Consider the following 1,552-nt stretch of genomic DNA (forward strand, 5'->3'; position numbering starts at 1 on the left):
ACGCATGGTGTCCAGATGCTCCTTAGAAAGGAGGTGATCCAGCCGCACCTTCCGGTACGGCTACCTTGTTACGACTTAGTCCTAATCACCGATCCCACCTTCGACAGCTCCCTCCTTGCGGTTAGGCCACTGGCTTCGGGTGTTACCGACTTTCATGACTTGACGGGCGGTGTGTACAAGGCCCGGGAACGTATTCACCGCAGCGTTGCTGATCTGCGATTACTAGCGACTCCGACTTCATGAGGTCGAGTTGCAGACCTCAATCCGAACTGAGACCGGCTTTTTGGGATTCGCTCCACCTTACGGTATCGCAGCCCTTTGTACCGGCCATTGTAGCATGCGTGAAGCCCAAGACATAAGGGGCATGATGATTTGACGTCATCCCCACCTTCCTCCGAGTTGACCCCGGCAGTCTCCTATGAGTTCCCACCATGACGTGCTGGCAACATAGAACGAGGGTTGCGCTCGTTGCGGGACTTAACCCAACATCTCACGACACGAGCTGACGACAACCATGCACCACCTGTATACCGACCTTGCGGGGCAACCATTTCTGGAAGTTTCCGGTATATGTCAAGCCTTGGTAAGGTTCTTCGCGTTGCATCGAATTAATCCGCATGCTCCGCCGCTTGTGCGGGCCCCCGTCAATTCCTTTGAGTTTTAGCCTTGCGGCCGTACTCCCCAGGCGGGGAACTTAATGCGTTAGCTGCGACACGGAGACCGTGGAAAGGTCCCCACATCTAGTTCCCAACGTTTACGGCGTGGACTACCAGGGTATCTAATCCTGTTCGCTCCCCACGCTTTCGCTCCTCAGCGTCAGTAACGGCCCAGAGAACTGCCTTCGCCATCGGTGTTCCTCCTGATATCTGCGCATTCCACCGCTACACCAGGAATTCCATTCTCCCCTACCGCACTCTAGTCTGCCCGTACCCACTGCAGGCCCGAGGTTGAGCCTCGGGTTTTCACAGCAGACGCGACAAACCGCCTACGAGCTCTTTACGCCCAATAATTCCGGACAACGCTTGCACCCTACGTATTACCGCGGCTGCTGGCACGTAGTTAGCCGGTGCTTTTTCTGCAGGTACCGTCAAGCCGAAGCCCTTCTTCCCTACTAAAAGAGGTTTACAACCCGAAGGCCGTCATCCCCCACGCGGCGTTGCTGCATCAGGCTTTCGCCCATTGTGCAATATTCCCCACTGCTGCCTCCCGTAGGAGTCTGGGCCGTGTCTCAGTCCCAGTGTGGCCGGTCACCCTCTCAGGCCGGCTACCCGTCGTCGGCTTGGTGAGCCATTACCTCACCAACTACCTGATAGGCCGCGAGTCCATCCTTGACCGAAAAACTTTCCACCCGCACCCGATGCCGGGGCAGGTCGTATCCGGTATTAGACGCCGTTTCCAGCGCTTATCCCAGAGTCAAGGGCAGGTTACTCACGTGTTACTCACCCGTTCGCCACTAATCCACCCAGCAAGCTGGGCTTCATCGTTCGACTTGCATGTGTTAAGCACGCCGCCAGCGTTCGTCCTGAGCCAGGATCAAACTCTCCGTAAAAAA

1 rRNA gene is annotated in these 1,552 nt (G+C 56.4%); it reads right to left on the reverse strand.

Features of this window, described 5'->3' with window-relative positions:
* Positions 1–26: 26 nt before the first annotated feature.
* A 16S ribosomal RNA gene (locus EDF35_RS00575) occupies positions 27–1,549 on the reverse strand.
* Positions 1,550–1,552: the final 3 nt, after the last annotated feature.

Source organism: Rathayibacter sp. PhB151 (assembly GCF_004366415.1).
GTDB classification, from domain to species: domain Bacteria; phylum Actinomycetota; class Actinomycetes; order Actinomycetales; family Microbacteriaceae; genus Rathayibacter; species Rathayibacter festucae.